The sequence below is a fragment of the Ideonella lacteola genome, assembly GCF_038066555.1.
GTDB classification, from domain to species: Bacteria; Pseudomonadota; Gammaproteobacteria; order Burkholderiales; family Burkholderiaceae_C; genus Ideonella; species Ideonella lacteola.
Window position 1 is genome coordinate 419115 of sequence record NZ_JBBUTG010000001.1, and the last position, 23327, is coordinate 442441.

Annotated in this window: 23 protein-coding genes and 1 tRNA gene; 13 read left to right on the top strand and 11 right to left on the bottom strand. The window is 67.2% G+C overall.

Features of this window, described 5'->3' with window-relative positions; translation table 11 throughout:
- Positions 1–77: 77 nt before the first annotated feature.
- From AACH06_RS01735 to AACH06_RS01745, 3 genes are all read right to left on the bottom strand, one after another.
- A complete protein-coding gene (locus tag AACH06_RS01735) occupies positions 78–1151 on the bottom strand; it encodes a hypothetical protein (protein WP_341423865.1) in 1074 nt (357 codons plus the stop codon).
- Positions 1152–1161: 10 nt separating this feature from the next.
- A complete protein-coding gene (locus AACH06_RS01740) occupies positions 1162–2316 on the bottom strand; it encodes a hypothetical protein (RefSeq protein ID WP_341423866.1) in 1155 nt (384 codons plus the stop codon).
- A 136-nt stretch (positions 2317–2452) separates the two neighbouring features.
- On the bottom strand, positions 2453–5965 hold the full coding sequence (locus AACH06_RS01745; RefSeq protein WP_341423867.1) for a hypothetical protein: 3513 nt from the start codon (positions 5963–5965) through the stop codon (positions 2453–2455).
- A 323-nt stretch (positions 5966–6288) separates the two neighbouring features.
- Here AACH06_RS01745 and AACH06_RS01750 point away from each other — a divergent pair, with 323 nt between their 5' ends.
- Positions 6289–6519, top strand: a complete 231-nt coding sequence (locus AACH06_RS01750) for a hypothetical protein (protein WP_341423868.1) — start codon at positions 6289–6291, stop codon at positions 6517–6519.
- Positions 6520–6559: 40 nt separating this feature from the next.
- Here the strand turns inward: AACH06_RS01750 and AACH06_RS01755 are convergent, their stop codons facing one another.
- Positions 6560–6925 (bottom strand): VOC family protein, encoded by a 366-nt coding sequence (locus tag AACH06_RS01755; RefSeq protein WP_341424219.1) that lies wholly within the window; start codon positions 6923–6925, stop codon positions 6560–6562.
- A 68-nt stretch (positions 6926–6993) separates the two neighbouring features.
- A complete protein-coding gene (locus AACH06_RS01760; RefSeq protein ID WP_341423869.1) occupies positions 6994–7353 on the bottom strand; it encodes a PRC-barrel domain-containing protein in 360 nt (119 codons plus the stop codon).
- 135 nt (positions 7354–7488) lie between these two features.
- On the opposite strand from AACH06_RS01760, the gene AACH06_RS01765 reads away from it, so the two are divergent.
- Both AACH06_RS01765 and AACH06_RS01770 read left to right on the top strand, forming a co-directional pair.
- Positions 7489–7989, top strand: a complete 501-nt coding sequence (locus AACH06_RS01765; RefSeq protein WP_341423870.1) for a MarR family winged helix-turn-helix transcriptional regulator — start codon at positions 7489–7491, stop codon at positions 7987–7989.
- Positions 7986–8723, top strand: a complete 738-nt coding sequence (locus AACH06_RS01770) for a GNAT family N-acetyltransferase (RefSeq protein WP_341423871.1) — start codon at positions 7986–7988, stop codon at positions 8721–8723. Before AACH06_RS01765 ends, AACH06_RS01770 begins: the two co-directional genes overlap by 4 nt.
- Positions 8724–8785: 62 nt before the next feature.
- Here AACH06_RS01770 and AACH06_RS01775 read toward each other — a convergent pair.
- A tRNA-Ala gene (locus tag AACH06_RS01775) sits at positions 8786–8861 on the bottom strand.
- Between the two features lie 167 nt (positions 8862–9028).
- On the opposite strand from AACH06_RS01775, the gene AACH06_RS01780 reads away from it, so the two are divergent.
- From AACH06_RS01780 to AACH06_RS01795, 4 genes are all read left to right on the top strand, one after another.
- Complete coding sequence (locus tag AACH06_RS01780; protein WP_341423872.1) at positions 9029–9877, top strand: alpha/beta hydrolase; 849 nt, start codon at positions 9029–9031, stop codon at positions 9875–9877.
- Between the two features lie 186 nt (positions 9878–10063).
- A complete protein-coding gene (locus AACH06_RS01785) occupies positions 10064–10486 on the top strand; it encodes a rubrerythrin family protein (protein WP_341423873.1) in 423 nt (140 codons plus the stop codon).
- A gap of 166 nt (positions 10487–10652) precedes the next feature.
- Entirely contained in the window at positions 10653–12002 is a 1350-nt protein-coding gene (locus AACH06_RS01790; RefSeq protein ID WP_341423874.1) for a (Fe-S)-binding protein, read from the top strand.
- Between the two features lie 20 nt (positions 12003–12022).
- Positions 12023–12601, top strand: coding sequence for a DUF3501 family protein (locus tag AACH06_RS01795; protein WP_341423875.1), 579 nt, complete (start codon positions 12023–12025; stop codon positions 12599–12601).
- Positions 12602–12673: 72 nt separating this feature from the next.
- On the opposite strand, the gene rarD is transcribed toward AACH06_RS01795, so the two are convergent.
- Positions 12674–13564 carry an EamA family transporter RarD gene (gene rarD / locus AACH06_RS01800; RefSeq protein ID WP_341423876.1) on the bottom strand — a complete coding sequence of 297 codons (891 nt, stop codon included), beginning with the start codon at positions 13562–13564 and terminating at the stop codon, positions 12674–12676.
- Between the two features lie 125 nt (positions 13565–13689).
- Positions 13690–14457 carry a pseudouridine synthase gene (locus AACH06_RS01805; protein WP_341423877.1) on the bottom strand — a complete coding sequence of 256 codons (768 nt, stop codon included), beginning with the start codon at positions 14455–14457 and terminating at the stop codon, positions 13690–13692.
- A 149-nt stretch (positions 14458–14606) separates the two neighbouring features.
- On the opposite strand from AACH06_RS01805, the gene AACH06_RS01810 reads away from it, so the two are divergent.
- Positions 14607–15152, top strand: a complete 546-nt coding sequence (locus tag AACH06_RS01810) for a hypothetical protein (protein WP_341423878.1) — start codon at positions 14607–14609, stop codon at positions 15150–15152.
- Positions 15153–15224: 72 nt separating this feature from the next.
- Here the strand turns inward: AACH06_RS01810 and AACH06_RS01815 are convergent, their stop codons facing one another.
- The 3 genes from AACH06_RS01815 to AACH06_RS01825 form a co-directional block, all read right to left on the bottom strand.
- Entirely contained in the window at positions 15225–16271 is a 1047-nt protein-coding gene (locus AACH06_RS01815; RefSeq protein ID WP_341423880.1) for a histone deacetylase family protein, read from the bottom strand.
- A 16-nt stretch (positions 16272–16287) separates the two neighbouring features.
- Positions 16288–16698, bottom strand: a complete 411-nt coding sequence (locus tag AACH06_RS01820; protein ID WP_341423881.1) for a YchJ family protein — start codon at positions 16696–16698, stop codon at positions 16288–16290.
- A 74-nt stretch (positions 16699–16772) separates the two neighbouring features.
- Complete coding sequence (locus tag AACH06_RS01825) at positions 16773–17504, bottom strand: NUDIX hydrolase (protein ID WP_341423882.1); 732 nt, start codon at positions 17502–17504, stop codon at positions 16773–16775.
- A 177-nt stretch (positions 17505–17681) separates the two neighbouring features.
- On the opposite strand from AACH06_RS01825, the gene AACH06_RS01830 reads away from it, so the two are divergent.
- The 5 genes from AACH06_RS01830 (at position 17682) to AACH06_RS01850 (ending at position 23326) form a co-directional block, all read left to right on the top strand.
- Positions 17682–18590: an RNA 2'-phosphotransferase gene (locus tag AACH06_RS01830; RefSeq protein ID WP_341423883.1), complete on the top strand. Its 909-nt coding sequence runs from the start codon at positions 17682–17684 to the stop codon at positions 18588–18590.
- Positions 18587–19069, top strand: a complete 483-nt coding sequence (locus AACH06_RS01835) for a macro domain-containing protein (RefSeq protein WP_341423884.1) — start codon at positions 18587–18589, stop codon at positions 19067–19069. Before AACH06_RS01830 ends, AACH06_RS01835 begins: the two co-directional genes overlap by 4 nt.
- On the top strand, positions 19066–19632 hold the full coding sequence (locus tag AACH06_RS01840) for an NADAR family protein (RefSeq protein WP_341423885.1): 567 nt from the start codon (positions 19066–19068) through the stop codon (positions 19630–19632). The genes AACH06_RS01835 and AACH06_RS01840 overlap by 4 nt, the downstream gene beginning before the upstream one ends.
- 420 nt (positions 19633–20052) lie before the next feature.
- Positions 20053–22080 (top strand): elongation factor G, encoded by a 2028-nt coding sequence (gene fusA, locus AACH06_RS01845; protein WP_341423887.1) that lies wholly within the window; start codon positions 20053–20055, stop codon positions 22078–22080.
- Between the two features lie 124 nt (positions 22081–22204).
- Positions 22205–23326 (top strand): AAA family ATPase, encoded by a 1122-nt coding sequence (locus tag AACH06_RS01850; protein ID WP_341423888.1) that lies wholly within the window; start codon positions 22205–22207, stop codon positions 23324–23326.
- Position 23327 lies beyond the last annotated feature (1 nt).

The following is a 23327-nucleotide window of genomic DNA, read 5'->3' on the forward strand; positions in this document are numbered from 1 at the left end:
ATAGGCACCCGTGACGGGCTGCATTTGTGGCCGCAGTGTAGTGCCGACATCGCAACAACAGTGAGAATTGTTGCGGTTCAGCCGCGGGAGAAACTGATCGTGACTTCCCCGAGTGGCGACAGGGCCCGAGGTGTGATGCCCAGCGCACTGAGGTGGCGCCCGGCGGGCGCCAGAGTGCCCCGGCGCGCGGCCTGCGCCACGAGGTCTTGAGGCACCGGGTACATCGCCTGCAGCGTGAGCGTCGCCCCATCCGCCGGTGGACGGGCGCCGGGCCACACCTGGATGGTGATGCTGCCGTCGTAGCCCGGCTCGAGCTCGGCCGAGAAGCCGATGACCGTCCCGTCTGGTGGCACCTGCGGCGCCAGTTGCAGCGTCTGCCGGCCAGCGGTGAAGGTGTCGCCCAGCACGCCCACCGTGGCGCCGTGCAGACCGCATCCGCTGAGCAGCAACGTGATCGGCTGCATGTCGGTCAGCTCCGCGGGCACCTTCAGCCCGAGGCGCACCAGCCATGGCCCGTTGTCAGCGTCCAGGCAGGTCAGCTGGTTGATGGCCAGGCCCGGCGTCGACGTCAACAACGCGGCCATGTCGGCCAGGGTGTGAACGACAGGGGCAGCGGCCGCGGCACTCGACGCGGTGGACATGGCCACCAGCGTGTGGAAGCTGCTCGTCGCTGGCAGCGGCGCAGGGATCCACCGGAACGGCGTGGGCGTGACGCCGACCTCTCCGGGCTCGATCCGGCCGACCGAGGCGCGAGTCTGCCCATCCAGTGTCGGGATGGGCCGGCCCCACAGAGAGGGCCAGGGAATCAGCTGCGCGGGCAGCGCAAAGAAGCTGACCTGGGGCGACACCGCCACGCCCGAGTGGTTGCGGCCGCGAACGTAGTAGTAGTTCAAGTCGCCGACGGGGGCTGCGTTGTAGGCCTGGGCCCAGCAGTCGCTCGCCGGCAGCACCAGATGCGGATTGAGCACCGGCATGTCTGACTGGATGATGTCGGGGCTCTGGCAGTAGGGCGCGGCCTGCGCACCGCTGCCCGTGTCGGCGAGGTTGTGGCGCAGGTGAAAGCTGGCAGAAGGGGCGGCCGCGACGGTGGCGAACGACGAGAGGTTCATCGCGGACACGGCCGTCATCGGCGGCAAGGCATATCGAGACATGGCGGCCTCCTCAAGAAGTGATCGGGTTGGTCCAGGTGTAGCCCCCCAACCCGACGTAGGCGGTGGGTGTGGTGCCGAGGTTCTGGCGCGTGCCGCGCAGGCCGTCGTTGACGGCGCGCATGAAGACGGGGTCGACCAAACCGCGGGCGAAGGCCTGCTCGGCATGCGTGCCCGATGCCTGGTACGAGCACATGAGTGGCAGGCTGGCGCCCGGCAGCTGCCGGTGGCCGTTGGAAAACAACGTGACCGACAGTCGCGCATGAAAGCCCGGCTCCAGCGTGACCACCAGGCCGATGATCTGGCCGTCTGCGCTGATCGGCACCGGCTGCAGCCCCAGCGTCACCGGTCTGCCGTCGGAATCGAGCTCGCTGCAGCTGAATTGCACCGACCAGCCCGTGTAGCGGCGCGGCGCGATCCACAGCAAGAAGGTGTTGCCCGGTGCATGCAGGCCGTGGGGAATCGACAGCAAGGTGGAATAGGCGAACGAGGTGCCCAGCGGCGCCGGCACGTGGGTGCTGTTCTTCCAGCCGCAGTTCAGCCCATGGGTCATCCATGCGGCCATGTCGAGCACATGGTGGATGGTGCGTGGCGCGGGCGGCTCGTCGGTGTCGCTCACCTGGGCGATGAGACCGTAGTGGTCGCTGCCCGGCGGTGGGGGCGGCGGGTCGTGCCAGACGAACGGCTGCTCGGTGACACCGAAGGATTGGGCCGCCGCCGTCAGCAGGCTGGTCGTCGAGCCGCTGGCGGTGCGCACGATGTTGTCACGCCACTGACATGGCCACTGCACCACCGCCGCCGGCGCGTAATGCAACGTGACCGGCCGTGTCTGGCTGGCGGAGCCGTTGTTGTAGCCCCGAACGTAGATGAAGTTCGACATGCCATTTTCGATATTGCTGCTGCTGCTCACGGAATGGCTGTCGGGCTGGATCAAGGTGCCGGGCTGATCGATGGGGGCCTGGTTGGCGATCCAGATGTCCGGGCTGCAGCACAGCGCACCGCTGGCCGGCACCACGCCGCCGTTGGCGTGGCTGGGGCGCAGGTAGATGCCGGCGAAGCTGCTGCTGGTGTCGATCAGCCGCTGCGGCCGGCGCAGCAGCGGGCCGAGCGGCAGCGTGTGGCTGTCCGAAGACACCAGGGGCGTTGAATCGGTGAACTTGATCGGCATGCGAATCCAGTCAGCGGCTGGAGCCAGCGGGGCGTTCCGGCGAAGCCCGGGCGGCCCGGCGTTCAGCAGGCAGGGGTGGTGGCTTACCTCGTCGCATCGACAGGTGCAGGCCGGGGCCGCCCGGTGGCGCCCCGGGTCACGCGGCCACCGCCTGCTGGCCCGCAAGCACCCCGTCGACCGCGGCGGCGGGCGAAGCCATGCCGGGCGTGTGTGGGGGCTCGGTCAAATGCCGGGCCATGGCGCGCGAGGCAGCGTTGACGGCGGCATCGCGCCGGCACACGGCATCGAGTGTTTGCAGTGCCTGGAGAGAATGGCCCTGCGTGGCCTCCACGATCGGCGAGAAGCGCAGGATCCGGCCCGTCTCGGGCACCAGGGCGAGCAGGTGGGACGCCACCTGCTGGGCCGGCTGGCCACGCGAGGCGAGCGTGGCCAGCGCCAGGTGCACATTGCCATACAGGTGCGTGACGACGGATTGGGCCTCGTCAGGGATCGAACGGCCGTCCACGAGCCACAGCAACTCCAAGGCCACACCCAGGTTGGCGTAGGTCCATTCCAGGTAGCCCGCCCCTTCACGCGAACGGCCGATCCCACCGGCGGCGAAGAACCACGGGCAACGTGCAGCCTGGCCGATCAGGGCCGAGGTGACCTGGGCGAGCCCCTGGGGATCGGACCACACCGCCGCGTCGCCCGAGGCGGCGGGCGAGTTCGGGCTGTGGGTTGCCGACGCACCGGCGGCCAACACCGCCTGAAGGTGGGGCGCGAGGGCGCCCACCAGCGCGATCACCGGAGCGGCTTTGGGCGGCAGCAGGCCCGTCCAGCTGCTGCCCAGCCTCGACACGCGCATCAGCGCCCGTTGCGAGCCCAACGCCGAGGGGCCGCGCAGCCCGCTGGCGCGCAGCAAGGTGTTGGCATCCCAGGCGTGTTCGAACGCCGTGAGCTCATCGTCGTTTTCGAACGGGGGACGGCCGTAGGCGCTCTGGTAGAGGCGAGTCGCGGGGATCGCCAGTGCCGCCGCCGCCACGTTCAGCGTGTTCATGCTCAGACCGGGCGCCATGTGCCCGAACAGAGGCTGCAGCGAGGCAGCGCGCCACGGGGCGTGGAGGCCGGCGTTGAAGGCACTCACCATCGAGCGCAGTTGGCGCAGCAGCTCATCGACGACCGGCTTCAGGCCCGCCAGCGACGCTTTGACGAGATCGCGCACCACATGCAGCATCTCTGCCAGTGACGAACCCAGCAGGTCCGCCTGCGCCGCGCCGATGCCGACGAAATGCTGCTGAAGGGGCTCGAACTCGGGCTGGCGGGTGATCGATTGCGCGCAGGAACGCACGGCCGATTCGATCGACGCCCAAGGGCTGGCGATTCTCTGGGCCGCGGCGCCGGGGCGCGGCGAGGGCGCCGCCGTCAGCGCGCCGGCGCGCTCCAGGATGGCGTCGACCAGCGGGTTGTTCGACAGCGCCGCCAGCACGCGTGGGTCGCTGGTGACCGGGGTGGGCGCGGGGCCACCCAGGCGGGCCGCCCCGGCGCCGTCGATGGCCTGGCCAAACAGGTCGTCCAGTGCGGCCTGCAGCGGTGCGAGACCCTGCTCGAAGTGATCGCGCATGCCGCTCACGGCGCCCTGGAAGAAGCCCAGGAATTGGGTGGCGGTGTAGGCCAGCGCCCGGGTGGTGCGGGCGACGGCCGCCCAGTCGGTGTGGCTGCCCAGCCAGCCATGCAGGCCGGTGAAATGCACCTGAACCTGCGCGAAGACGACTTCGACCAGGTCGTACAGATGGTCGATCGTCTCCAGGCGCGTCTCGTAGAGGTAGCGGACATCGTCCACCACGAACTGCACCGCGACCTGCACCTGGTCGTGTTCGGGGCTCAAGGTCACATCGTGAATCTCGAAGAGACCCTGGGCAGTGCGCTGCACGATGTCGCTGAGGCCATGAACGAAGGCGATGAATCCGCCGAAGCGGAAGGAGGCCGCGCGCAGGTCGTCCAGGTGCTGGTGGGCCTGGGTCGGCGCCATGAGCTCGAAGCGCGCCGCGCCATCGGCCGTGCTGAATCGCCAGGCTTGCGGCATGGCCGTATCCAGGCGTCGAGCGAGCCGGGCGTCGCTGACGTTCACCCGGCGCAGACCGTTGAGCACGTCGATTGAAGCGCGGACGGGGCCGAACGCCGCCGCATCCGTGGAAGTGGCCAGAACCATCACCTGGGCCACCGCCATGGCTGCCGCGTCGGCCTGTGCCGGCTGGCGATGCGGGGCGGGCAGCAACGGCATGCCGGTGTCGGTGCGGGCGGCCAGCAATCCCTCGCCCGTCAGCGCCGCCAGCCGAGCCTGAAGGGCCGTGTCTGGCGACAGCACCAGCACTTCGTCCGGCGGCAATCGACCTGGCACGTGCAGCAGCAGCGTCGCGGCCGCCAGGGCGTTTGCCGGCTGGTGGACCGACAACGAACCGATGGCGTTGGTGGCGACATGGGCCGCGCGTTGGGCATCGATCACATAGCGGGCGCCTTGGACGGTGATGGTGGTGGGCCGACTGGCGGTGATGGCGACGCCCAGGCCTGCCAGCGGGGCGCCTTGGGGGCTGCGGAACTGCAGTTCTGACAGATAGGCGCTGTGCTCGTCGACCAGCGCGCCGGCAGCAAGCTCCACCGGCTCGGTGTGCCAGCGAGCGGCACCGGCGTGCCACGTCACACTGTGCAATGCCGTGGCATGGCCGCCCAGGACCTGGATGTCGCCGTCGTCATTGGCCGCGAGTGCGAAGGCCGCCACGCCGCCAAGCACCGGCTGAGGGTCGGCGTACCCGATCGGGCTGGTGGGGTCGGGCCGAAGGTGGCACAGCCGGTCGGCGGCCTGGGCCACCAGGTGAATCGCGCCCAGGTGATCAGCCTGCGCAGCGATCGACGAGAAGCACTGGCCGGTGGTCAACGGCCTCCAGGTGACGGCGGCGTCGGTGTCGTTCGTCCGCCCGCCTGCATCAAGCCGGTAGGCGTTGCCGTCGCGCAGGACGGCGAAGAGATGCTGGCGGCCCCAGGCGTCCACCGCACCGGCGATCGCCACGGCTGGGGACGCTGTGGCCATCCGTTGGTGAGTGGCCACGCCGGTGACCGCTGACACCGAGACCAGGTCGGCCTGGACGCACACGAACCGCATGGTGGCCGCCGTTTCACCCACCCAGGTGCAGCACAGGCTGTGCAGGGTGAGCCCGGTGTCCTGAAACTCGGCCGGTTCATCATCGCAAAGGGTGAGGATCACCAGCCGATAGGCGGCCGGGCCGGCCAGCGAGTCGGTTTCCACCAGCATCGCCAGGTAGCAGGTGTCTCCAGCCTGCGCCGTGTGCAGTGCGGCGATGTGCCGCGCCCCGGGCGGCAGCGGCCAGCGCATCGCGAGTGGGGCGCTCCAACGCTGCGCGTGGCCGAGTTGCTCGGTGACCATCGTCAGGCGGGTGCCTTCGGCGGCAAAGATCAGGATCGCGCCAGAGGCGTCGGCCGCCACCGCTGCACATTGGGCGAAGACGCCGACCGGGGTGGCCACATAGCCGGTGTCGGCAGCGGTATCGGCGAGGTAGTTGTAAAGCGCCTGGTCGCTGCCGATGCTGAAAAACTCGACTTCGCCCGCCGCATTGCGCGTCGCACCCAGGCCAGCGCCCGGGTTGAAGGGGGTCATGACTTGCAGGCTCTGTCCGAGCCGCGAATCCACCGTCACCTGCATCGGCGCCGATTCGCCGAAAGAAGCAGGACGGGCGCCGTTGCACGTGGCACGACCGGCGTCCCGTCCCTCCCAGCAGGAGTGAGCCCCATCGGGCATCCGGGGGGAGCTCATGCAACCTCCTTGTTGTGATGACAGCGGAGGCCCATGGTCGGCCGGCGGGCCCGACGGGACAATTACGCAGCATTACACCGGGGGTGAGATCTCTCCGCCCGGTCGGGCTGGCCGTGGCTCAGCCCCTGAGCCTCGGGGCCGGTCTACTGGGCTTTTGGGAGACCCACATGAACCTGACCCTTCGACCCGACCCCGTGGAACTGATCAGCCGCCCCGCCCATCTGGCGGGTTGGGTGCTTTCGGGCTTGCTTTTGCTCGCCTTGGCCGCCTGCGGCCTGTGCCTGGATCTGATGCCCACCTTCCGCCTGCAGCCGATCGATGTGTTGCCGGTGGTCATTGCCCTGCAGGTGCTGGGCGCCGTGGCCCTGACCGGCTGGCTGTTGTGGTCGCCTGCCTGATGGTGGCGGCGGGCGGTGGTGCCGAGTGGTGCCGCAGGGGCTATTCAGGCTTGTGGCACACCGCCTCGACATTGTGGCCATCCGGCCCGATGACGAAGGCGCCGAAGTAGTGCGGGTGGTAGATCTCGCGAATGCCTGGCGCGCCGTTGTCTTTCGCGCCGGCCTGCAGCGCCGCCTCGTAGAAGGCGCGCACCTGTGCCCGGTTGTCGGCGGTGAAGGCGATGTGCATCGGGTGCTGGGCCGGGCCGCCCGTGCCAAACCAGAACTGGGGCCGGTTGTCCCGCCCGAAGCCGGCCCAACCGGCCACTTCCGTCACCAGTCGGATGCCGAGCGGCGCGAGCGCCGCAGTGAAGAAGGCCTTGCTCTTGTCGTAGTCGCTGACCGACAAACCGATGTGATCGAGGATCAATGGAGGCTCCCTGGGGGTGTGTCAAACCAAGATGTTAGCGACCCGTCCCCCAGGCGCGCCCGAGTTCACCACATCGGGATGTCCCAGTAGCTGTAGACGCGCCGGCCGTAGTCTTCCGTGAAGGCTTCGGGCTGGTCACTGGCGTAGCGCGGCGCCTGTTCCAACTGCGCCTTTTGCAGCGGCACGACATAGCCGTCCTTCTCGGTGTCGTACTTCAGCAGATCCCACGGCAAGGGATACCGGTCCGTGCCCATGCCGAGGAATCCGCCGAACTCCAGCACCGCATAGCGCACCTGCCCTGAACGCTTCTCGATTTCCAGGTGCTCGATCGAGCCCAGTTTGTCGCCTTGCGGGTTGTAGACGAGCGTGCCTTCGACACGCGACGACGAGATGACGGGGCTGGTGCTGTCGGTCGATGTTTCCATGATGGGCTCCGTGAGAAAGAGGAAAGAGAGTGAAGCGGTAGGGGCAAGGCGCGATCCCGCATGGCGATGGGCGGAACCAGTGGCTTGATCAGGTCGATCGCTTGTTATATAACGCGTTATTGAAATCGAACCATCATGAAGCAGGACATCGTCAAAGACCTCGGGTTGCAGGCACTGGGCACGCGGCTCAAACGTGCAGGCGAGCGGGTGCAGGCCCAGACGCAGGCCTGGCTGGAAAGCCAACACATTCGGACGCCGGCTTCGCACTTTCCATTGCTGATGACCCTGGATCAATCCGGCGCGATGGGGGTGGGCGACATCGCCGAAGCACTCGGCATCAGCCAGCCCGGCGTCACCCGGCAAATCGGTGTGCTCCAGGCCGAGGGCCTTGTCGAGACCCGGGCGGCACCGCATGACCTGCGTTGCAGGACGGTGGAGCTTTCAAAAGCAGGCAGGCAACTGATTGCACGGGCTCGGCGAACGATGTGGCCGGGCATCGAGGCGGCCGTGGCCGATGCCTGCGGCCCAGAGGGCCCGGCGCTGCTGCGCCTGCTGTCGGTGCTCGAAGAGGCGTTGGCAGCCGAGAGCCTGGGTGACCGCGCCACCCGCCTGCAGCAACCAGGACACACCGAATGACCCCCCATCCACTCGATCGGCCTGTCTGGGCTTCTCTCAGCACCTTGCATCAGGGCCTGTCCTTCGGCGGCAGTGAGGCACGGCGCTTCGACCGCGAGGTGAACGTCTTTGCCTCGACGCGGGACGAAGGTGCTGAGTCGTATCGTGCGCTGCGTGAATTGATGGCCCCCGGAGAGCGGGTGTATGTGCTGCAGGTGCCCGAGATCGTCGTGCCTGCGGGGCTGGAGGTAGTCAAACGCGCCCGGGGCGTGCAGATGCTGGCCGAGCGATCCTTGGGCTCGGAGGCCGATGCCGTCATGGACGGCGTGGCCGATTTGTGCGCGGATGATGCGGCGCAGATGCTGGCCCTGGCTCAGCTGACCGAGCCTGGCCCCTTCTTGGCCGGCACCCACCGCATGGGCAGCTTCGTGGGCGTGCGAGATGTGTCTGGAAGGGCGCCCGCTTCGCCGGGTATGGGCGCGGCGGGCCCGAGGCTGTTGGCCATGGCCGGCGAACGTCTGCGCCTGCCCGGCTACACCGAAGTCAGCGGTGTCTGCACCCACCCCGATGCCCGCGGCCGAGGATGGGCACGCCGCCTCTCCACCATCGTCGCAGCCCGCATCCAGGCCCGAGGCGACCAGCCCTTCCTGCACGCCTGGACCACCAACCACACCGCCATCGCCCTGTACCAATCGCTGGGCTTCGTGACTCGCGCCGAGGTGAATGTGGCAGTGCTGGAGAAGCCCACGCCCTAGAAACAGTGCGGGGCGTGGAAACGAAAAAGGCCGGTACTCTGCAGTACCGGCCTTCAGGCATCTGGTGGAGACGAGGAGGATCGAACTCCCGACCTTCGCATTGCGAACGCGACGCTCTCCCAGCTGAGCTACGTCCCCAGAAGCTGGCATTGTAGCAGCAAGAATTTCGCTTCACGCGGGCGCCCAAGCGGCGGCAGAATCGCGCCGCCTCGAGGGGCAGGCTGGCCGCGCGGCTGGCCACGTGCATGGGCGACGCCTCGGGCGGGCCTGGCACCGGACGGAACACTCACTTCGGGAGGCTTCGCATGAACCTGCTGGATACCCAGTGGCTGGACGCGCAGTACAACAACCGGGCTCGGGTGCCTGAGCACGCCGCCATCTTTGATCGATGGCGCGAGGCGTCGCGGCTGACGCGTGAGCAGTCGAGGTGCGAGCTGGATGTCGCCTATGGTGAGGGGGCCGATGAGCGGGCCGACGTGTTTTTTGCACCGGCACCCCATGCGCCGCTGTTGATCTTCATCCACGGTGGCTACTGGCGGGCGCTGGACAAATCCGACCAGTCGTTCATCGCGCCATCCTTCGTGGCCGATGGCGCGGCGGTGATGGTGCCCAACTACAGCCTCTGCCCCGCGGTGACGATCGAGCAGATCGCGATGCAGATGGCGCGCGCCGTGGCCTGGGCCTGGCGCCATGCCGCCGAACTGGGCATTGATCCGTCTCGCATCGCGCTGGCGGGGCATTCGGCCGGGGCGCAATTGGCAGCCATGCTGTTGTGCTGCCGCTGGAAAGACGTCGATCCTCAGATGCCGATCCTGCCGCTTCATGGGGCACTGGGCATCTCCGGCGTCTACGACCTCGAGCCTTTGCGGCTGGCGCCGTTCCTGGCTGACCTGGCGCTCACCCCCACCAGCGTCAAGCGCTTGTCGCCGGCCTTCTTTCCGCGCCCCAAGCGGCCGCTGTATGCGGTGGTGGGTGGGGGCGAGAGCGAAGAGTTCATCCGTCAGAACCAGTTGATCCGCGATCAGTGGGGCCCGACGGCGGTGCCGGTGTGCGAAACGCTGGCGGCGCACCACCACTTCGACGTGCTCTACAACCTGGCCGACCCCGCCGGGCGCCTGCACGACCTGGCGTTGCGCTTGCTCGGCTTGCGTTGATCAGGGTTGGCCCCAGTCAGCTGCGTCTGTGAGATGACACCTCCGCCGGGGCGCATAGTCGCAGCCTATCCGGCGCATTGATGCAATGAATGGTTGGCGGCGTGGGCTCTGCTAATGTCTACGACGAGTCGCCGGGTGTCCGCTGCGGCGCCGGCAGCCTCTGTCACCACCACTGAGGAGCTTGTCATGGGTTTGAAGGGTTCCAAGACCGAACAAAACCTGAAGGACGCCTTTGCGGGCGAATCGCAGGCGAACCGGCGCTACCTCTACTTCGCCAACAAGGCGGACATCGAGGGGCAGAACGACGTGGCGGCGCTGTTCCGCTCCACCGCCGAAGGTGAAACAGGCCATGCGCATGGCCACCTCGAGTTCCTGGAGCAGGGCTCGGGCGACCCGGCTACCGGGTTGCCGATCGGATCGACGCGCGACAACTTGAAGGCCGCCGTCGCCGGCGAAACGCACGAGTACACCGACATGTATCCCGGTATGGCGCGCACCGCCCGTGAAGAGGGCTTCGACGAGATCGCCGACTGGTTCGAAACCTTGGCCAAGGCTGAGCGCTCGCACGCGAACCGCTACACCAAGGCGCTCGAGCAACTGGCCGACTGACCCGCGCCGGACAGACCGAGCGGTTTCGCTCGCGAGACCTGAAGGGGGCGCATCGACGCCCCCGCTTTGTTGCTGGGTGACGGTGACGTGCCCGGCACGTTGGCTCGTTGACCGCCGGCAGGCGCCGCCGTGGTGGCGCCTTCGCTTGCACCCTGCAGGAGGATGCATGGCCCAGCGTGAAGGTAATCTCGAGGCGCCCACCCGCCACCCCATCGCCTGGCGTGAACCCGCGTTCTATGACGAGGCGGATCTGCACAAGGAGATGGAGCGCGTCTTCGACATCTGCCACGGTTGCCGCCGGTGCGTGAGCCTGTGCCAGTCGTTTCCCACCTTGTTCGACCTGGTCGATGCGACGCAGGATGGTGAAGTGCACGGGGTGGCCAAGGCCGACTATGTGAAGGTCGTGGACCAGTGCTACCTCTGCGACCTCTGCTACATGACCAAGTGCCCCTATGTGCCGCCGCATGCTTGGAACCTTGATTTCCCGCACCTGATGCTGCGCGCCAAGGCGATCAAGTTCCAGCAAGGCTTGGTCGGGCGGGGAGAGCGGTTGCTGGCCTCTACCGATGTGCACGGCCAGTTCGCGGGAATTCCAATCGTGGTGCAGGCGGTGAACGCGCTCAACAAGACGCCGCTGATGCGCCGCCAGCTCGATCGACTCCTGGGCGTGCACCCCGAGGCCTGGCTGCCGGACCTCGCCACCAGCCGCTTTCGCTGGCAGGCACGGGCCCATGGTGACGCCCAGGTGGCGACGCGCGGCCAGCGCACGCCCGGCAAGGTGGCGATCTACGCCACCTGCTACGTCAACTACAACGAGCCCGGCATTGGGCACGACCTGTTGAAGGTGCTGGCGCACAACGACATCCCTTACACCATCGTCGACAAGGAGCGGTGCTGCGGCATGCCCAAGCTTGAGCTGGGCGACCTCGATTCGGTGGCGCAACACAAGCAGGCCAACATCCCCGTGCTCGCCAGGTACGCCCGCGAGGGCTGGGCGATCGTCAGCGCCATTCCCAGCTGCACGCTCATGTTCAAGCAGGAGCTGCCGTTGATGTTCCCCGAGGACGAGGATGTGCGCCTGGTGAAGGAGGCCATGTTCGACCCCTTCGAGTACCTGGTGGCACGCCACAAGGACGGGTTGCTGAAGACGGACTTCAAGAACGCGCTGGGCAAGGTCAGCTATCACATCCCCTGCCACGGCCGGGTGCAGAACATCGGCCGGAAGACCGAAGAGATGTTCAAGCTGATCGGCCAGACGGTGACGGTGCAGCTGAACACGGTCGAGCGCTGCTCTGGCCATGCGGGCACCTATGGGGTGAAAACGCCCTACCACCCGATGGCAATGAAGATCGGCAAACCGGTGTTCAAGGCCATGGCCAAAGACGAGCCCGATGTGATCAGCAGCGATTGCGCGCTGGCCGGCCACCACATCGCCCAGGGCATGACCCAGGCGGGCGCGCCCCCCAAGGCGCTGGCCCATCCCTTGAGCCTGCTGCGCCTGGCCTACGGCTTGTGAATGCAGTGAAGGAGACACGGATGACCGTCACCCGAGACAGCCTGCTCACCCTGGAGGCCTATGCCAAGGTGCGGCAGGCCCAGCGATCGGCATTGATCGCCCATCGCCGGCGCCGCAGCGTGGTGCTGGGCGAGCACATGACGCTGCAGTTCGAAGACGAGCAGACGATCCGTCGGCAGATCCAGGAGATGCTGCACATCGAGAAGATCTTCGACGAAGAAGGCATCCAGGGCGAGATCGATGCCTACGCGCCGCTCGTGCCGGACGGCACCAACTGGAAGGCGACGATGCTTCTCGAATACGCCGATCCGCATGAGCGCAAACGAGAGCTGGCCCGGTTGATCGGCGTGGAAGACAGGATGTTCGTGGAGGTGGAAGGACACGCCCGCGTCTATGCCGTGGCGGATGAAGACATGGACCGCGAGAACGACGAGAAGACCTCGGCGGTGCACTTTCTTCGGTTTGAGTTGCCTCCATCGGCACGGCTGGCCGTGCGCGCGGGCGCCGCGGCGCGGCTGGGCTGCGATCACACCCACTATCCCGCGCACCTGTCCATCCCGCCGGACACGCTGGCCAGCCTGGCGGGCGATCTGCGCTGACTCGGGGCCCTCGTCAGTGGCCGCGCAGCCGCAGCCGTAGCCGTAGCGGTAGCCGTGGGCGGGGCTGGCGGCTTATCCGGCCGCTGCGCCGGAGCTGGCCTGTTGCCGCATGCGCCAGAGCGACTCGGCGCTGTAGAGCGCCAGGGCGATCCAGATCAGCACGAAGCCCACGAGCCGCTCCGGCCGAAGCGGCTCATGGAACACCCAGACGGCCAGTGCAAACTGAATCGTCGGAGCCAGGTACTGCAGCAGGCCCAGCGTGGCCATCGTCACCCGCCGCGCGCCGTGGGCAAACAGCAGCAGCGGCACGGCGGTGAGCGGGCCCGCGAACAGCAGCCATGCCCAGGTGGACGGGCTGGCACCCACCAGCGCGCCGCCGTGGGCGCTGAGCCAGATCAATGCCGGCAGTGCCAACGGGGCGAGCAGGGCGGTTTCCAAGGCCAGCCCTTCCAAGGCGCCCAGCGGTGCCGTCTTGCGCAGCAGCCCGTACACCCCGAAGCTGAAGGCCAGGGCCAGCGCGATCCACGGCGGCACGCCGGCGCTCCAGGTCAGCCAGGCCACACCGGCGCCGGCCACCGCCAGGGCCCAGCGCTGCGCCGGCCGCAGCTTTTCGTGCAGAAAGAGCATGCCGAGCGCCACGTTGACCAGCGGGTTGATGAAATAGCCCAGGCTGGCCTCCATGACGCGCGCGTTGTTCACCGCCCAGACGTAGATCAGCCAATTGGTCGAGAGCAGCAGGGCGCTGGCGCCAAAGACGGCGAGCGTTCGCGGCCGCTTGACGACCTCGGCCACCCAGGCCCAGCGCCGCAACACGGTGAGCAAGCCCAGCACGAACACCATCGACCAGACCGAGCGGTGCACCACGATCTCGAGGGCGGGCACCTGGGCCACCTGGTGGAAGTACAGCGGAAACAGCCCCCAGAGGGCGTAGGAAAGGGCGGCAGCGAGCAGGCCTGCGGACATGGAGCGGCGTGCTGCCGTCGCGGCGGCACGGAAGGCGACAAGGGCCGGCGATTGTCGATGGTGCCGCCTCGCGGCGCTGGCATGGGTGTTTGGGTGGCGCCCGGCCTGTCGGTGGCGCCAGGGCCTCAATCGAGTGCGGGGACGGCGGCGTGGGCGCCCTCGTCGTCCACCCACGCGCCTCGAGCGCGCAAGGCCGTCCACTCTTTGCCAGGCGGGGCGGCGAAGTGCAGCAGCCGGCCGTCGGCCGGGTGGGGCAGGCGAAGCTCGATGGCATGCAACCACAGCCGGTTCACGCCCAGCCAGGCGGCTACCGCGCGGTTGTGGGGCCCCTTGCCATGGGTTGAATCACCCACGATGGGGTGTGCCAGATGCTTCAGGTGCCGCCTGATCTGGTGCCGCCGACCCGTCAGCGGTCTGGCTTCGACCAGGGCATAGCGGCTGGTGGGGTGCTGGGTGCCCACGGCGAAAGGCCACTCCACGCGGGCCAGGCGTTGGAACAGGGTTCTCGCCGGCAGTTGCAGCTGGCCGGTGCTGGGCTGCTCCGGGTCTCTGGCCAGGGGGTGGTCCAGGTCCATTTGTTCGGCGGGCCACCCTCGCACCAGGGCGAGGTAGCGCTTGGCCACCGCGCCTGCATCGAAGGCAGCGCCCAAGGCTCGCGCAGCGTCCGCGTGGCAGGCCAGCACCAACAAGCCCGAAGTTCCCTTGTCCAACCGATGCGCCGGCGCCAGCCCCGGCGGCGTACCAGGGCCCAGTTGCGCACGCAGCCGATCGAGCACGGTGTCAGTCTCGTGGGCGTCCAGCGTCGTGCGATGCACGAGCAAGCCTGCGGGCTTGTGGATGACCAGCAGGTCCTCGTCGCGATACACAAGTTGCAGTTCTGCGAAGCTGGTCACACTCGATGTGGGGCGGCTGCGACGCGTGGCGTCGCTTTCACCCTTTGTCCTAGGGAGGGCCCACTTTAGGGGGAATGACACGTCTGGTTGCGCGCTGAAAAATGAGCGACACGTGCAATCGCCATGATGCGCTCGCACTGGAGACTGCCATGCCCCAGACCTACTACCTCGGATACCGCTCGCTTTTCGTCACCCTCACTGCGTGGGCCGCCATTGTGTTGGCCGCGGTGGCGTGCGCGTTTGGCGCCATTCAGCAAGCCTCGCTGGCCTCTTGGGCGCCCGCGCTCGATGCGGCGGTGCAGGCCGAGCCGATGCCGCTGGTCAGCGGCTTGATGCTGGGTTATCTGCCGTGGGTCACCGGGGCAGGCTTGATCCTGGCGGTGGCGTTGCTGGTGGCCGCGGTCGGCCTGCTGATGCGCTACGAATGGGCCCGGCGCGCCTTCATCGGCCTGGTGGTGGTGGCGATTGCCGCCAATCTGGCCAGCTTGTGGCTGCAGCATGAGTTCGTGAAGTCGCTCGTCGACGCCACGCTGCGCGACACGCCGCTGCCGGTGGCGGCGGTGGGCGTCTTCGGTGGGTTCGCCACCGCGGCCAAGGTACTGTCCGGCGTCGTCACCCTGGTGGCCTGCGGTCTGCTGGCCTGGGTGATCCGCCGCCTGATGTCGCCCAAGGTCCGGCAGGAGTTCGTTGCCTGATCGGCGCGCCCGCCCCGAGTCTGAGCCCGGCACTGCCGGGCTTTTTTACGCCTGGCCGTGGTACACGCCTCGTCAACGCCCCTCGAAGCCTTCGAGCACGTTGACCACGTTCACGCCCATCGCGGCCACCGCATAGCCGCCTTCCAGCGTGAACACGGTGGGCAAGTTCGCCGATGCCAGATCTCGGCCAAGTTGAAAGTAATCGTCACTGGCGAGGCGGAAGCGCGAAATGGGGTCGCCTTCGTACGTGTCCACACCGAGCGCCACCACCAGCGCTTCGGGCGCGAACTCGCGCACCTGTTGCAGGGCGAATTGCAGGGCGGCGCGCCATTCACCAAAGCCGGTGCCGGCGGGCAGTGGCAGATTCAGGTTGAAGCCCAGGCCTTCGCCTTTGCCACGCTCATCGGCGTGGCCGAGGAAGAACGGGTACTCGGTGCGCGGATCACCGTGGATCGATACGGTGAGCACATCCGGCCGGCCATAGAACAGGCTCTGGGTGCCGTTGCCGTGGTGGTAGTCCACGTCCAGCACCGCCACGCGGCCGGCGCCGGCATCGCGCAGCGCCTGAGCTGCCAGCGCGGCATTGTTCAAGAAGCAGTAGCCCCCGAAGAAATCGAAGCCGGCGTGGTGGCCGGGTGGGCGGGTCAATGCGGTGGCGGAGCGGGTTCCCCGGCTGCCGCTCACGGCCTGGGCTGCCGCCAGCGCGCAGGCGGCGCCCGCTTCAGCGGCCACCCAGGTGCCCGCCGTCAGTGGGGTGCCCGCGTCGTACGAATACAGGCCCATGCGAGCGGCGAAGTTGCTCGGCTCGATGTCGTGCCTGAACCCGCGCACGGGCCAGGTGGAGGGGAGTGCGTCCAGCGCAGCGTTGGCCGGATCCAGCGCCACCCACTCTTCCCAGGCCGTGCGAAGGAAATCGAGATACCGCGGCGCGTGGACCCGCTCCAGCACTGCCCGCTCGACAGGCGGTGGATCCTGCACCGGGCCCACCGGTCGTCGGGCCAGTTCGGCCATCACGTGTTCCAGCCGGGAGGGCGTTTCGTGGCACGGCACCAGGCGGCCGCGAAACATCTCTTGGCGGCCTTCGTGCTGGGCGTGGTGCGGGTTGGCGAAGATCAGCATGAGGTGTCCCTTCTCGTCAGGAGTGCAGGTCGCCGTCGAGATAGGCCCACCGGCCGGTGGCGGGGTCTCTCAGGAACCGGCTGGTTTCGTGCAGGCGAAACGCTCGCCCGCCCAGTTTGCTGCGGGCCACGAATTCAACGGTGGCATGGTCAGTGTCTTGTTGTTGATGGCGGCGAACCTCCAGCCCGAGCCACTTCAGCCCTGGCTCGTTCGGCGCCAGGCTCTCGGGCCGGGTGCTGGCGTGCCAGGTGTCCTGCAGGTAGTCGATCAGGTCCATCACAAAGGCGCTGTACCGCGAGCGCATGAGCGCTTCGGCGTCGGGGGCTTGCCCGCGTGAGGGCCCCTCATGCCAGGGTTGGCAGCAGCGGGCGTAGGGCAGGGGTTTTTTGTCGGGGCCGAGGCGGCCGCAGGGGCATGGCGCGGTCATCCGGGCATCTTGCCGCATTCAAGGGCCCGGGGATGCGGATTCGCCCCCGCGGCAGGGCCGCTGCCGGCCCCACCTCAGCCCCGCGGGCTGAAGGTGCGCGGAAAGACAACCGCCGCGTCGCGGCTGATCAGGCGGTAGCCCATGGCGGGCCGGTTCGAGGTGCCCTCCACGTGGCCCGCTTCGGCCAGAAAGCCGGCCGCGAGCATGCGCGTGCGAAAGCCGCTCTTGTCCACCGGACGGCCCAGCACCACCTCGTACACATGCTGCAGTTGGGGCAGGGTGAAGGGTTCGCGCAGCAGAAACGCCGGCAGCGAGGTGTATTCCACCTTGCTGCGCAATCGTTCGACGGCAGCCGCCAGCAAATCGCTGTGATCGAACGCCAGCCGCGTCTTCAAAGCCCGGTCCACGGCCATCCAAGACACATCCGCGGCATTGGCCCCGTGGCGCAGTTCGAGCTCATCGCTGGGAATCAGGGCGAAATAGACGTGCGTGGCAGACCAACCGCGTGGGTCTCGATCACGGCCGCCCCAACTGCCGAGTTGTTCCAGGTACGGGCTGACCACGCCGGTCTTTTCCTGCAGCTTTCGGCGAGCGCAGGCGAGCAGGTCCAGGTCCAGGTCGATGTTGACGAAGCCGCCCGGGAGCGCCCAGCGGCTGGGGAACGGCTCCCGCGAATCGGCGGGGCGCTTGACCAGCAATACCTCCAGCACCGAATCGCGGACCGTGAAGATCACGATGTCCACCGTCGTGTAGGGCAGCGGGAAGGGAGGTGGCGAGGGTGATCGAGAGGCCTGGGTCTTCGTCATGGCGGGCGGTGGTGGCGAATTCAGTCCGGGCCGAAGCGGGCGGTGGAAGCGCCCGATCGACAGAAGGCTTGACGGGCGGCATTATGAGTTGTATTGTCCAACTTTAATAAAGTTGCTCAGGACAACTTATAAGAGGCAAAGTGTCGGACCTTAAAACAATTGAAGGAGGGAGAACCCATGAAGCCCACACATACCCGGAACAACGGCCGCCAACAGGCGACGACCAGCAAGTTCCTCAGCCTGGTGTTGCGCCACCAACCGGCCTTGATCGGCCTGACGCTTGACGACGCCGGCTGGACCCCGGTGGACGAGCTGCTGGCCAAGCTCGCCGACGCTGGCCATGCGCTGAGCCGAGAGGCATTGGACGAGATCGTCCGCAGCAGCGACAAGCAGCGATTTGCCTTCAGCGACGACGGCCACCGCATCCGCGCGAACCAAGGCCACTCGGTGCCGGTGGACCTGGGGTTGCCGCCCCTCGAGCCACCGGCGGTGCTGCTGCACGGCACCACCCGGCGCTTTCTCGCATCGATCCTGGAGCAGGGCCTGGCCAAGCGGGCCCGTCATCACGTGCACCTGAGCGAAAGCGCCTTGACCGCCACGGCGGTGGGCGCCCGCCGCGGCGAATCGGTGCTGCTGAAGGTCGACGCCGCCCGCATGCACGCCGATGGCCATGTCTTCTACCGTTCGGCGAACGGGGTCTGGCTGACGGACGCGGTGCCGCCAGCGTACCTGAGCCCGTTGGTGACCCTGTACCGGCCGACTGGACCGAAGGAGCTGGCGTTGGTCGAGGCCAGCGGATTCAAGCGATGGCCAGCACGGCTGCCCGATCAGCCCATTTTCTATCCGGTGACCAACGAAGCCTATGCCATCGAGATCGCGCGTGACTGGAACGTGAAGGCCAGTGGTCGAGGTTACGTGACGCGCTTCGAAGTGGAGCAGAGCTTCATGGATCGCTACCCCGTTCAGCAGGTTGGATCGAAGCACCATACCGAGTGGTGGGTACCCGCCGATGAGCTTGAAGAGCTCAATGACCACATCGTTGGCACGATTCAGATCCTCCACCGATTCGATGGGGTTAGTTCGTGAATGTCGTTCAAGGGGATTTGATCGAGATGGCTTTGCAAGGACATTTCGACGTCATCGTTCAGGGCTGCAACTGTCAGTGCCGAATGGCGCGCGGCATCGCGCTGACGATCAGGCGAGTATTTCCGGAGGCGCAGATGGCTGATTCAGCCACCAAGCCTGGCGACCGAGCGAAGCTTGGAACGATCAGCACGGCCACCGTGCATCGAAACGGTCACGCCATCACGATCGTGAACGGCTATACGCAATTCCATTGGGCCGGTGCCGGGGTGAAAGCCGACTACGACGCGATACGCCTGGTCATGCAGACGGTGCGTCGGCAGTTCAGCGGGCTGCGCATCGGCTATCCCAAGATCGGTGCGGGTCTCGCGGGTGGTGACTGGGCCACCATTCGGGCGATCATCAGCGAAGAACTGGCCGGCGAAGACCATACCTATGTCGAGTTTGAAGGGGGCGATCCCGTCCCCGTGGAGGGAACATGAATACCGCGCATCCACCGAAGCATGTGGGTGACCTGTTGGAACGAATCCAAGGAGGCAGCGAATTCGACTACCTGCTCTTCTGGGGACATCGTGCACGAGCCGATGGGCAGGTGTCCGCCAGTTGCTTCAGCCAATGGTTTCCAGCGCCCTTCATCGTGGAAGGCGATCGATACCTCACGGCTGAGCACTTCATGATGGCCGGCAAGGCCCGCTTGTTCGATGACGCCGCGGCGCTCGCGCGTGTGCTGGCCGCGGTCGATCCAGGCGCCGCGAAAGCCGTGGGGCGACAGGTGCGGGGCTTTGACGAGGCGACGTGGCAGGCGCATCGATTCGACATCGTCGTTCGCGCCAACCGAGCCAAGTTCGCCCAGCATCCCGCGATGGCCGAGTACCTGTTGCGAACGGGTGATCAGGTGCTGGTGGAAGCCAGCCCCTTTGACACCATCTGGGGCATTGGCCTGTCCGCCAGCCATGATCGAGCACGCGATCCGTCTCAATGGCGTGGCCTGAATCTGCTGGGCTTCGCGCTGATGCAGGTGAGGGCCGAGTTGCGAGCGGCGTGACATCGGCCCCACAACCGGCGCCGCGCCAAGGCCCTGCCTCTTGCGGGCGTATTCCACCGAAGCGACAATCACGTCCATCATGAAGAACACCGCAGCCATCAAGGCGACTTTCGCCACCTGATACGCCTTTCGACTGCGTTCGGAAGGTCAGCACCTTCCGGAGTTTTCATCACCGAACCCCGGCAGGTCCACACCTCCCGGGGTTTTGTTTTTCCAAGGTCTTTCACCATGCGCACCTACGACAAGCTGATCGCCACGATTCGCGCTCGCCGAAGCGAGAGCTTGCTTGCGCGTGCGCGCTTCGGCAGCCCAACCCCTCTTCCACGCTAGCCCGGGCGATCTCCGCCGGGGCTGGCATCCAGCCTACCGGCGGCGGCGCACACCGAACTCAACGGGGTGCCGCCGAACAGAAAGATCGTCATGACATCCCCTCTCAGAAACCTGCGCAACATCGGCGTCATCGCTCACGTGGACGCCGGCAAGACCACGACCACCGAGCGCATCCTGTTCTACACGGGCGAGAGCCACCGCATGGGTGAAGTCCACGACGGCAACACCCGCATGGACTATGACCCGCAAGAGCGCAAGCGCGGCATCACCATCAACAGCGCCGCGATCACCGTGCACTGGAAAGGCACGCAGATCAACCTCATCGACACGCCGGGTCACATCGACTTCAACATCGAGGTCAAGCGATCGCTGCGCGTGCTCGACGGTGCCGTCGTCGTGTTCGACGGTGTCGCGGGCGTCGAGCCTCAGACGGAGACGAACTGGCGCCTGGCCGACGAATACCGGGTGCCACGGATCGCTTTCGTGAACAAGCTCGATCGCACCGGCGCCGATTTCCTTCGCGTGGTCGCGATGATGTCGGACCGCCTGGGTGTTCGCGCGCTTCCGCTGCAGTTGCCCATGGGTGAAGAAGACGGTTTCCGTGGCGTGGTCGATCTGGTGTCGATGCGGGCCCTGATATGGGATCGTGACGATGCCAAGGCGCCGGTGCGCGAAGACACCGTGCCAGACGCTCTGCGTGACCGTGCCGAGGCACTGCGGGCGCGCCTGCTGGAAGCCGTGGTCGAGATGGACGATGGGGCGATGGCTGCGTTCTTGAACGGCGACGACGTGCCGGTGGACTTGCTCAAGAGCTGCATCCGTGCGGGCACGCTGCGAGGCGCGTTCGTTCCGGTGCTGGCGGGCTCGGCCTACCGCAACCGCGGTGTCGAGCCCCTGCTCGATGCCGTGGTCGACTACCTGCCGATGCCGGGCGAAGCGCGCGGCTATGAAGGCCAGCCCGAAGCGGACCCGAACGGCCCCTTCGCCGCCTTGGCGTTCAAGCTCGTCGTCGACGGCCATGGTGCGCGCACGTTTGTTCGGGTCTACCGCGGGCGGCTCCGGCGTGGCGATCAGGTGTTCAACGCCAATACCGGCCGCAGCGAGCGCATCACGCGCGTGTACGAAGTGCATGCGGATGACCACCTCGAGCGCGACGAGTTGCTGGCCGGCGACATCGCTGCGGTCGTGGGTTTGAAGGACACGCTCACCGGTCACACCTTGTGCGACCGGAGCCATCCGGTTCATCTGGAGGAGATCGTTGTTCCCGAACCCGTGATCGACGTGGCGATCGAGCCCCGCCGTCAGGCGGACAGCCAAGGCCTGTCGAAGGCCTTGCAGGCCTTGCTGCGTGAGGATCCGAGCCTGCATGTTCGGCACGATGCCGATTCGGGGCAGACGATCCTCTCCGGCATGGGTGAGCTGCAACTGGAGGTGGCGGTCGAGAACCTGCGGTCGCGGCATGCGGTGGATGTGGTGGTGGGGCGCCCGCAAGTGGCCTACCGCGAAACCATCACCGGCGTGGCCGAGGTGCGGCATGTGCACAAGAAGCAGTCTGGCGGTCCCGGCCAGTTTGCCGATGTGCATCTGCGCATCGAGCCGTTGGCACGGGGCGAAGGCTTCCGTTTCGAAAGCCAGGTGGTGGGTGGCGCGATACCGCGCGAGTTCATCCCGGCGATCGAAGCGGGCATCCGGCGCGCCGCGCTGGCGGGCATCGTGGCGGGCTATCCGCTGGTCGACTTCGCGGCGACCGTGCTGGATGGCAGCCACCACGAGCGCGATTCGTCGACGATGGCCTTTGAGCTGGCAGCAGCTGCCGCCTTGCGAGAGGCGGTGGCGGCGGCAGGCCCCGAGGTGCTGGAGCCGGTGATGGCGGTCGAGGTGATCACGCCGCCCGATCATCTGGGCGATGTGATCGGCGACCTGCACCGTCGGCGCGGCCAGGTTCGCGGCCAAGGTCAGCGCGGCAACGCCGCGGTGGTCGAGGCTCACGTGCCACTGAAGGAGATGTTCGGCTACATCGGCAGCCTGCGCGCACTGTCTTCGGGCAGGGCCCAGTTCTCGATGCACCTGCATCACCACGCCACGGCGCCCATCGGCACCCTGGAGTCCACGGCCTGATGCCGCCCTGGGTGGCGCAGGCCCCCAAGGCGCAGCCCAGCCGGGCTGCGCCTTTTTTCACCGACGGGCCACGGGCCCTCTGGCAGACTCTGTCTCTTTTCGCCCGGCCATTCCTGGTTCTGTGATGTCCCATTCCCTGATCGATTCCGCCGGGCATGTTCGCGCCGGTATCCGTGCCGCCACCGCGGGTTTGGTGGGGCGTGATCAACTGGCCGAGCTGATCGTGTTGAGCGCCGTGGCGCAGGAGCACCTGCTGGTCATCGGGCCGCCCGGGACGGCCAAGAGCGCCGTGGTCCGCCGTGTGGCCCAGGCCATGGGGGGCCGCTACTTCGAATACCTGCTGGGCCGTTTCACCGAGCCCTCGGAACTCTTCGGCCCGGTCGATCTGAAGAAGCTGCGCGAAGGCACGGTGGAAACCGATGTGACGGGCATGCTGCCGGAAGCCGAAGTGGCATTCCTGGATGAAGTCTTCCTCGGCTCCACCGCCATCCTGAACACGCTGTTGGGCGTGCTGAACGAGCGCCGCTTCCGGCGCGGCCACACCCAGATCCACTGCCCCTTGCGCGTGTGTGTCGGCGCGGCCAACGCGCTGCCGGACGATGAGGCCCTGTCGGCCTTCGCAGACCGGTTCCTGCTGCACTTGTTCATCGAACCGGTGCCCGATCACCAATTGGAGGCCATGCTGGCAGGGGGCTGGCAATCCGACCGGTCTGTGGTCGAGCCGCAAGCTGGCATGTCGCACCTGGATGTGCTGAGCCAAGCGGTACCCACCGTCGATCTGGGCCTCGCCCGGCCTGAGTTGGCCCAGGCGATACGGCAATTGCGCCAGGCGGGCATCCAGCTGTCGGACCGCCGAATCGTGAAGGCGCAGCGATTGATCGCTGCCGCTTCGGTGCTGGCTGGAAGACGGCAAGCGACGCGGGCCGATCTCTGGCCCTTGCTCTATGTGCTGCCCACGCGCGAATCGCAAAACAGCGCCCGCGATGTGCTGCGCGATCTGCTGGCGCAGGCGCATCACCCGAACCTGTTGAGTGCGGTTGAGCAGGCCACGCTGCAGCCCCTGTCCCGGGCCACCCGCCTGATCGAAGCCGCGCAGTCGTGCCTGGCCACCATCCACGGCGACCGCGCCGCCCGCGCCGAATCGCTGTTGCGCGAGATCGATGCCAACTTCTCCGCCGAGACGATGCCTGATGGGCTCGGGCCGCTGCGCGATCAACTGGCTGCGTTGATCGTCGTTCGCACGTGAG